The 8,513-nt window shown below is 69.1% G+C and carries 8 protein-coding genes and 1 tRNA gene; 1 reads left to right on the top strand and 8 read right to left on the bottom strand.

Annotated elements, in window-relative coordinates:
• The first annotated feature begins 125 nt into the window (after window positions 1-125).
• The gene (locus HMPREF3121_RS04190; RefSeq protein WP_371327317.1) at window positions 126-1,265 is read left to right on the top strand and encodes an arsenic resistance protein; all 1,140 of its coding nucleotides are present in this window, start codon (window positions 126-128) and stop codon (window positions 1,263-1,265) included.
• A gap of 141 nt (window positions 1,266-1,406) precedes the next feature.
• Here HMPREF3121_RS04190 and HMPREF3121_RS04195 read toward each other — a convergent pair.
• The 8 genes from HMPREF3121_RS04195 to HMPREF3121_RS04225 all read right to left on the bottom strand — a co-directional run bounded on the left by HMPREF3121_RS04195 (window position 1,407) and on the right by HMPREF3121_RS04225 (window position 8,287).
• Window positions 1,407-1,494 (bottom strand) — tRNA-Ser (locus HMPREF3121_RS04195).
• Window positions 1,495-1,612: 118 nt separating this feature from the next.
• Window positions 1,613-1,954 carry a metal-sensitive transcriptional regulator gene (locus HMPREF3121_RS04200; RefSeq protein ID WP_070520127.1) on the bottom strand — a complete coding sequence of 114 codons (342 nt, stop codon included), beginning with the start codon at window positions 1,952-1,954 and terminating at the stop codon, window positions 1,613-1,615.
• The gene (locus HMPREF3121_RS04205) at window positions 1,955-4,357 is read right to left on the bottom strand and encodes a heavy metal translocating P-type ATPase (protein WP_070520128.1); all 2,403 of its coding nucleotides are present in this window, start codon (window positions 4,355-4,357) and stop codon (window positions 1,955-1,957) included. It abuts the gene before it with no gap.
• Between the two features lie 89 nt (window positions 4,358-4,446).
• A complete protein-coding gene (locus HMPREF3121_RS12580; protein ID WP_168161366.1) occupies window positions 4,447-4,593 on the bottom strand; it encodes a hypothetical protein in 147 nt (48 codons plus the stop codon).
• Window positions 4,590-4,808 carry a heavy-metal-associated domain-containing protein gene (locus HMPREF3121_RS04210; protein ID WP_070520130.1) on the bottom strand — a complete coding sequence of 73 codons (219 nt, stop codon included), beginning with the start codon at window positions 4,806-4,808 and terminating at the stop codon, window positions 4,590-4,592. The genes HMPREF3121_RS12580 and HMPREF3121_RS04210 overlap by 4 nt, the downstream gene beginning before the upstream one ends.
• 228 nt (window positions 4,809-5,036) lie before the next feature.
• The gene (locus HMPREF3121_RS04215; protein ID WP_070520133.1) at window positions 5,037-6,581 is read right to left on the bottom strand and encodes an AMP nucleosidase; all 1,545 of its coding nucleotides are present in this window, start codon (window positions 6,579-6,581) and stop codon (window positions 5,037-5,039) included.
• Window positions 6,578-7,150 carry a flavodoxin family protein gene (locus HMPREF3121_RS04220; protein WP_224371048.1) on the bottom strand — a complete coding sequence of 191 codons (573 nt, stop codon included), beginning with the start codon at window positions 7,148-7,150 and terminating at the stop codon, window positions 6,578-6,580. Before HMPREF3121_RS04220 ends, HMPREF3121_RS04215 begins: the two co-directional genes overlap by 4 nt.
• 267 nt (window positions 7,151-7,417) lie before the next feature.
• Window positions 7,418-8,287 carry a type IV toxin-antitoxin system AbiEi family antitoxin domain-containing protein gene (locus HMPREF3121_RS04225; RefSeq protein WP_070520136.1) on the bottom strand — a complete coding sequence of 290 codons (870 nt, stop codon included), beginning with the start codon at window positions 8,285-8,287 and terminating at the stop codon, window positions 7,418-7,420.
• Window positions 8,288-8,513 lie beyond the last annotated feature (226 nt).

Genomic DNA, 8,513 nt, shown 5'->3' on the forward strand with positions numbered 1-8,513 from the left:
GCTGCCCGTCGTCACCTCCGCGGAAGCTCGCGCCTCCGCACCGGAGCCCGTCCTTCACTAGATTCGGTGGGGACGGGCTCCGCCGCGTTTTCGGCGGGGCGGCACATCGCGCAAAAGGAGGCGTCGTGACGAACCCCGGCACACCCCGGGATCCCGATCCAGCCCGCCCCGCCTCCGCAGCACCCGCCGCATCGTCCACCGTGCGTCGCGGCCGGTCCGTGCCGAAATGGTGGGACGACAACCAGGTGCCGCTGTATTTCGCGGCCATCGCCGTCGGCGCGATCGTCGGTCTCGGCGCGGAGCGCGTCGGGTTGCCGGGCCTGCCGGCGGCGTTGGCGTGGTGGATCACGCCGACGTTGGGGTTGCTGTTGTTCGCCACGTTCCTGTCGGTGCCGATCACCCGCATCGGCCGCGCGTTCGGCGACATCCGCTTCGGCGCGGCGATCGTGGGCGTGAATTTCTTCGTCACGCCGTGGGTGGTGTTCGTCCTGTCCAGGTTCGTCCAGGATGACCGGGGGCTGCTCATCGGCATGCTGCTGGTGTTGTTGGCGCCGTGCATCGATTACGTCATTCCGTTTACGGGGCTGGCGGGCGGGGCGCGGGCGCGGTTGCTGGCGGCGACGCCGTTGCTGCTGTTGTTGCAGATGGTGTCGTTGCCGGTGTACCTGCTGATGTTCGTCGGCCCTGGTCAGCTTTTCGCGGGCGAGGCGCTGGAGGGCTTCCTCGATCCGGGCCCGTTCATCACGTCGTTCGCGTTTCTCATCATGGTGCCGCTGACGGCCGCTGCGGTGGTGCAGGCCGCAGGCGGCAGGGCGGCGTCGCTTGACGACGTCCCCGCCGCCCCGCCCGGAGGCGTCCGCCATGTCGCGCGCACCGTGGAGAATGTCATGGCCGCAGCGATGGTGCCGTTGATGATGGCGGTGCTCGCATTGGTCATCGCCTCCCAGATCGCCGACGTGACGTCGCGTTTCGGGGATCTCGCGCGGTTGTTGCCGCTGTACGCCGCCTACGTGCCCATCGCCCTGGGGCTGGGCGTCGCGTCGGCGAAGTTCGCGCGCCTCGACGTGCCGGCCGTCCGCGCGGTCGCCTTTTCCGCGGTGACGCGCAATTCCCTCGTCGTGTTGCCGTTGGCCCTGTCCCTGCCCGAGGGGCTGGACATCGCGGCGCTGGCCGTCGTCACGCAAACGATGGTGGAACTTGTGGCGATGGTGATCATGGTGAAGATCGTGCCCCGCCTCATCCGCGAGCCACGCGGCACGGAATAGCGCCGGGCCCGCTGGAGATGTGGGGACAAAACCGGGGATTTTCACGTCCCCTGCCACATGTCGGCGCGACTGGGGAAATGGGCCATTTCCACTGATAGACGCAAGAAAACCCCTGGTCGCGATGACCAGGGGTTTTCCCGTTGGCGGAGGATAGGGGATTTGAACCCCTGAGGGATTGCTCCCAACTCGCGTTCCAGGCGAGCGCCATAGGCCGCTAGGCGAATCCTCCGCGTCGAAGATTACCCAAGGGGTCCAGTTTCCACAAAATCCCTGGCCAGCGCCCCGGATCAGGGACCACGGGCCGCTCCGCCGCGGAGGCCGGCGCCCCGTTCGCCCGGCGCGGCCGGCTACTTGGCCAGGCGGCGGATGGCGTCATTGGCCTCCCGGAGCTTGACCTCCAGCTCGTCGCCACCGCTCTGCGCGGCGGAGACGACGCAGTGGCGCATGTGGTCCTCCAGCAGCGCCAGCGACACCGACTTCAACGCCGAGTTCAGCGCGGAGATCTGCGTGAGGATGTCGATGCAGTACTCCTCCTCGTCGATCATCCGATGCACGCCACGGACCTGGCCCTCGATGCGCTTGAGCCGCGCGAGGTAGCGCTTCTTGTCGCTGATGTACCCGTGGTGCGCGTGGCACCCGCAGTCGCCGACATCGGCGTCACCGCCGCAGCATTCCATTTCGTCGGACATCTAGACCCCTTCCTTCACGCGCTCGGCGGCACCATCACCGACATGCCCGGCCATGCCGCCGACATGCTCCGCCTTGCTGCGGAAGCCCTTCAGCCGCAGGCTGTTGGACACCACGAACACCGAGGAGAACGCCATCGCCGCACCCGCCAGCATCGGGTTGAGCAGCCCCAGCGCCGCCAGCGGAATCGCCGCCACGTTGTAGGCGAACGCCCAGAACAGGTTGCCCTTGATCGTCGCCAGCGTCCGCCGCGCCAGCCGCACCGCGTCGACGGCGGCCATGAGGTCACCGCGCACGAGCGTCACGTCGGACGCCTGGATCGCGGCGTCGGTGCCCGTGCCCATCGCCAGCCCCAGGTCGGCCTGCGCGAGGGCCGCGGCATCGTTGACGCCGTCGCCGACCATCGCGACGACCCGCCCCTCGTCCTGCAGCTCCTTGACCACGTCGACCTTGTCGGCGGGCATGACCTCCGCACGAATGTCGTCGATGCCCACCTCATCGGCGACATGCTTTGCGACGACCTCATTGTCGCCCGTCAGCAGCACCGGTTCCAGTCCAAGCCCGCGAAGTTCGGCAATCGCCTTCGCCGACGTCGGCTTCACCTGATCGGACACGACCAGCACACCGCGGATGTCGCCCTCCCACGCGACGGTCACGGCGGTGCGACCGGCGGACACGGCGGCGTCGAAACGCTCGGCCAAGTCGGCGGGCATCTCACCGAGATTGCGCCCGACGGTCACCTCCACCGGCCCGTCGGAGGTGCGCACGCTCGCCCGCACGCCGCGGCCCGGCAGATTGACGAAATCCGCCACCGGCGGCAGCGACGGCCGATCGTCGCCGCCGTCGACCAGCAGATTCCCGCCCACTACGGGCGACGCGTCGGCCAACTCCGCCCGCGCACCGTCGGCGATGGCCCGCGCGATGGGATGCTCCGACGCGGACTCCACCGCCCCGGCGCGGCGCAACAACTCGGCCCGGTCGACGCCCTCGCCGGCCCACGCCTCGACCAACGCCATGTCTCCGCTGGTCACCGTGCCGGTCTTGTCCAGCACGATGGTGTCCACGCGCCGCGTCGACTCCAGGACCTCCGGCCCCTTCAGCAGCACGCCCATCTGCGCGCCCCGGCCGGTGCCCACCAGCAGCGCGGTCGGCGTCGCCAGGCCCAGGGCGCACGGGCACGCGATGATCAGCACCGCCACCGCCGCGGTGAACGCCGCCGACGGCGGGAAACCCGCCCCCAGCCACGCGCCGAGCGTCGCCACCGCAATCGCGATGACCACGGGCACGAACACTCCGGAAATCCGGTCCGCCAAACGCTGGACCTCGGCCTTCCCCGACTGCGCGGCCTCCACCAGCTTCGCCATTTGCGCCAGCTGCGTGTCCGCGCCGACGCGCGTGGCCTCCACGACCAACCGCCCCGACGCGTTGACCGTCGCACCGGTGACGTCGTCGCCGACGCGCACCTCCACCGGCACCGACTCGCCGGTGAGCATCGACTCGTCGACCGCCGATCCCCCTTCGACGACCCGCCCGTCCGTGGCGATCTTCTCGCCGGGCCGCACCACGAAACGGTCCCCCACCTTCAGCGTCGACGCCGGAACGAGCCTTTCGCCGGCGTCGTCAAGCAAACGCACGTCCTTGGCGCCGAGGTCCAGCATCGCCCGCAACGCGTCGCCGGCGCGGTGCTTGGCTCGCTTCTCGAAGTACCGCCCGCCCAGCACGAACATGATCACGCCCGCGGCGACCTCGAGATACACGTTCGCCGCCCCATCGGTCGGCGCGACGGACAACGTGAACTCGTGCTTGAGCCCCGGCGTGCCCGCGGTGCCCAGGAACAGCGCGTACAGCGACCACGCGAACGCCGACACCGTGCCGACCGTGATCAGCGTGTCCATCGTCGCCTCGCCGAGACGCAGGTTCTTCCACGTCGCGCGGTGGAACGGCCAGCCGGCCCACACCACCACCGGCGCGGTCAGCGTCAGCGCCAGCCACTGCCAGTTCGTGAACTGCAGCGCCGGGAACATCGAGATCAGGATCACCGGCACCGACAGCACCGCCGACCCGATCAGCCGGTTGCGCAGGGCCTCCAGCTCACGGTCCGCGGCGGTCTGCCCCGCATTGCTTGACGACGCCCCGTCTCCCGGTTGCCCGCCGTCACCCTCGGGTTGCGGCGGGGGCGGCAGCGTGGCGGAGTAGCCGGCGGCGTCGATGGTGTCGATCAGTTGCTGCGGATCGAACCCCTCGGGCACCGTGACGTGCGCCTTTTCGGTGGCGTAGTTGACGGTCGCGGTGACGCCGTCGAGTTTGTTGAGCTTGCGTTCGACGCGGTTCGCGCACGACGCACAGGTCATGCCGCCGACATCGAGATCAAACTGCCGACCCGCGGTGTCCGTGGGCGTCGACATCGATTCACTTCCTTGTTGCCGGTTGCCGATTGCCGCGCGCCTCGACCGGCGGGAAAGAGGCGCGCGGCGGCGTTAATGAGGGTGGGGTGTCAGTGCGCGTGGGTGTTCGTCGCCGCGGAATCCAGCCACGCCTCGACGACGCCCTCGGGTACGAATACGCCCGCGAGGACGTAGGCGAGGACGAACACCACCGCCAGAATCAGCGCATACGCGCCGAGACGAACCGCGGGGCTCATGCCCCGGCCGGGCGAGCCTCGTAGCCCGCCTCCTCCACGGCGGCGATGACGGCGGCCGGGTCGACCGACTCGTCGGAGATCACGGTCATCGCGTCGTTGGCGCGATCGACCTCGACCGCGGTGACTCCCGCGACCTCGCCGACCTCCTCCTTCACCGACGCCTCGCAGTGTCCGCAGGTCATGCCCGTGACGATGTAGTTGGCCTTGATGCTCATGCTTGATCTCCCATTCCCGGCCGCGCGTCGACGGCCGCATCCATCGAATGCACTCACGTGCACACAGCCGACGTTATACCCACTGGGGGTATGTCGCAAGGGCGAATCGGTCGCCGCTACCGCCACGCCGAACCACGCGGCGACCGACCGTCGCCAAGCAAAAATGCCCGCCCCCGAACAGGCCCGCGTCCCCGACACGCGCGCCCCCGAACGCGCGACCGCCACCGACTACCGGAACGCCACCTCCCCCACCGGCCTGCGCAGCTTCCGCGAATGCAACTCCGCCGGATTCGCCGACATCGCCTCGCACGCCCGAACCGCCGTCATCAAATGCTCCACCTTCGACGCCTGATAAAAAGCACGCGCCGCCTTCGGCAACTTCGGCTGATCATGCAACGGCATATCCGACACGCTCAACAACGCCCCATACGGCACCCGGAAGCGATACCCGTTCGCCGCGATCGTCGCCGACTCCATCTCCACCCCGATCGCCGTCGACTTCTGCAGCTCGCGGTAAATGTCCGACTGCGCCCGCCACTCCCAATTGCGATCCGACGTCGACAACACCGTGCCCGTCCGCAACCGCTTGCGCAGCTCATCGCCATCCAGACCCGACACCCGCCGCAACGCCGCCGTCACCGCCATCTGCACCTCCGCGATCGGCGGAATCGGCTTCTCCAACGGCACCAAATGATCCAACACCCCGTCCGACCGGTCGTAGCCGTTGGCCAGGATCATGTCGCCGATGCGCATCCGGCCGTCCAGCCCGGCGCAGTGGCCCACCATCATCCAGCAATGCGGCCGCAGCACCGCCAGGCAATCCGTGATCGTCTTCGCATTCGACGGGCCGACGCCGATGTCGATGATCGTCACGCCCAGCCCGTCCTCCCGCACCAGGTGGTACGCCGGCATCTGCGCCGACGACGCATGCGCCCGACACTCCGCCGGCGCCGGCACCCGCCCGATCGGAAACGACACGTCACCCGGGCAGACCAACCGCACGTACGGGCTTGACGACGTCCCCTCCCCCTCGGCCGAGGCATCCCCACCGGGGCCGCCCGCGTCGCCGTCCGCCGCGAGCGACGCCGCGTACTCCAGGAAAACGTCCGTGTGCAGCTGATAGTTGGTGAACAACACGAAACGCTGGATGTGCCCCGCATTCGAACCCGTGTAATGCTCCAGCCGCTGCAACGCCAGATCCACGCGCGGCGCGGCGAACAGACTCAGCGGCTTGACCGGCAGCGACAGGAAATCCGCCTCGCCATCCGCGATGACGTCGTCCACGAACGCCGAGTCCACCGGCGTGAAACCACGGTCGATCGCCGCCAAATCAGCCGCGTCGAGGCCCTCGACCGGCGCCGCGTCGTCGAACGTCGGCGTCAAGCGCAGCGGAATCGGCGTGTCCGAAACGCGGACCTCGATCTGGCCGCCGTGGTTGGCCAGCAGGTCCGCGATCTGCCCCCGCAGATAGCGGGCGAAAAGCCGCGGCCGGGCGATCGTCGTCGCGTACGTGCCCGCGCGGTCGACGAAACCATGGGACAGCGCCGCGTCGACGCCCTCCACCACGTCCACCGTGAATCGCAGCTCCGGGTAGCACGCCGTCACCGGCGCAGGGGCGTCGCCGCCGCCCGCGACGTCCGCGCAGGCCTTCGCGTAGCGATCCACCAGGTACGCCGTGTTCGCGTCGTAGATCTCGATCAGCCGGTCCACCGCCTCGGCCGGATCGTCGTAGAGGTCTCCGTAGCCGGTGGTGGTGGCGAAGGGCGCGCTCATCGGGGTGCCTCCTGGTCTGTGCCGGCGGCGTCCATCAGCAGCGCGGCCATCGTGCCGCCGAGTTCGAGCAGCCGTTCGTTCATCGCGTCGTCGGGGGCGCCGACGAATTCGACGGGTTCCGCCGCGATTTCCCACCCGAAGCCGGTGGTCAGGGAGCGGATGGCCTTCGCGGCGCCGGTGACGTCGTGGCCGCCGCGGATCCACCACGACACCGGCCGGCCCTTGGGGATCTCCCCGGCTTCGGTGGCCGCGTTGACCTCGGCGAACGTCGAGTCGAAGAAGTGCTTCAGCGCTCCGGAGATGTAGCCGAAGTTCGCCGACGTGCCCAGCAGGTATGCGTCGGCGGCGAGGACGTCGGCGGCGGTGGCGTCGAGGGCTTCGACGACGCGGACGTTGACTCCCTCGATGTCGGGGTGGCGGGCGCCGTCGAGTGCGGCGTCGCGGACGGCCCGGAGCAGTGGGGTCGGCGAGTGGTGCACGACCAGCAGCGTCGGCCCGCTTTCTGGTGCGCCGTGGGTGGCGTCGGCGCCGTTGGCGTCGGTCGTCTCGGGGTCGTTCGTGGCGTTCATGGCCCCAGGCTAGCCACGGCCCGCACGCCCCGCAGCGCGCTCGACGCCCCACGCGCCACCCGCCGCATCCACGACTTAGTCGACAAATGCAGCCTCACGCCGGGTGAACGCCGGTATAACCCCAGGAGTCGAAATCGAGAGGCTGCATTTGTCGTCTAACTCCGCGCGGCCCCCTCACGGCACCCCTCCGCCTCACACACTCCGTCGCCTCACCGCCGGCCCGCCTCACACGCCCCGCACCGACCCGCCGCATCACACACCCACGCCTCAGCGCCACGGCCCCTCCTCGGCGGCGATCTCGCGCCACCCGTACACCTCGGAGCAGGGGAACTTGTCCCAGGCCGATCGCGTCCGCGTCCCGCCGAGCCGCCAGGCGATGGTGTCGCAGATTTCGTCGATCATTTCGTCGAAACGCAGGTCGACGTCGGAGTCCGAGTACCGCAAGATCGCGTAATCCAACCTGATCAGCGCGTTTTGCCGCGCGCGATCCTCGCGGAACGCCCATTTGTCCAGGTGGTATTTCAGCGAGTCGAATTCGATCACCAGCCGCGCGCCGTGGTGCACGATGTCCCAGGTGTGCGCGCCGATGCGCACGTTGAGTTCGATGTCGACGCCGCGCAGTTGCAGCGCCCGCGCGATCCGGGCTTCAATGCGGGAGTAGGCGTGGTCGGGCGCCCATTCGAGGATCGGCAGGATTTTGCCGCGTTTTCCGGCCGGCAGTTCCGCTGCTTCGGCGATGAGTTCGGCCCGCCCCGCCAGTGTGGGATACCGCCGGTCGACGACGTTGGCCACGATCCCCGGGCCCCATACGTCGACCAGGTCGGCGAGGGTTTCGGTGAGCGTCGTAAAGCGGAAACCGTCGCGTTGGACGTACCGCAATGCTTTACGACGATGCGCCCTCGCCCCGCGCACGCCCCGCCTGGTGCGGGCGACGTAAACGTCGAGGTCGCGGGGGACGGTTTTCCGCAGACCCCATGCGTGGGCGGCGATGAGCAGCGCAAACACCGCTTCCGGGGCGCGGGCGGCGATGAGGTGCATGCGCAGCTGGAGCATGGTGACGTTCAACCGGTACACGCCGCGGCGCACCCGCGTGATCCAACCGTTGTCGACCGCGCGCCGGAGGTCGCGTTCCGACATCAGCCGGAGCACGTCGGCGCGGGTCAGCGTCGGCTCGGTTGCGTCGGCCGGTCCCGTGGCGCCGGGCTTCCTTGTGGCGTTGACCGGCCCCGTTGCATCGGACCGTGAACCGGCTGGATGAATGCCTGAATTTTCCCCTGATTCCCCCATGACGGGAAGCGTGGCACGCGCGGGAGGTTTTCGCAGCGCGAGGATCCCGCCCCGTTACCTTGTGAGTGTCCCCGAT

It is taken from the genome of Corynebacterium sp. HMSC11E11 (assembly GCF_001807025.1).
Taxonomy (GTDB): domain Bacteria; phylum Actinomycetota; class Actinomycetes; order Mycobacteriales; family Mycobacteriaceae; genus Corynebacterium; species Corynebacterium freneyi.